At 39.8% G+C, this 349-nt stretch carries 1 protein-coding gene; it reads left to right on the top strand.

Annotated features, from left to right (window positions below; genetic code table 11):
• On the top strand, positions 1–349 hold a 349-nt coding region (locus SK629_RS12865), incomplete at both ends, for a hypothetical protein (RefSeq protein ID WP_042901891.1).

Raw genomic sequence — 349 nt, 5'->3', positions numbered from 1 at the left:
ATTCACTTACTGAGTTGCTTGTTGAAGCTGACTCTGAAGCTACTTTAGATGCTGACTCACTTACTGAATTGCTTGTTGAAGCTGATTCTGATGTAAGTTTAGATGCTGATTCACTTACTGAGTTGCTTGTTGAAGCTGACTCTGATGCTACTTTAGACGCTGACTCACTTACTGAGTTGCTTGTTGAAGCTGACTCTGAAGCTACTTTAGATGCTGATTCACTTACTGAGTTGCTTGTTGAAGCTGATTCTGATGTAAGTTTAGATGCTGATTCACTTACTGAGTTGCTTGTTGAAGCTGACTCTGAAGCTACTTTAGATGCTGACTCACTTACTGAATTGCTTGTTGA

Source organism: Streptococcus mitis (assembly GCF_000722695.1).
Taxonomy (GTDB): domain Bacteria; phylum Bacillota; class Bacilli; order Lactobacillales; family Streptococcaceae; genus Streptococcus; species Streptococcus mitis_O.
Note: the sequence above shows the minus strand (reverse complement) of the source record. Positions and strands in the feature narration are given on the sequence as shown.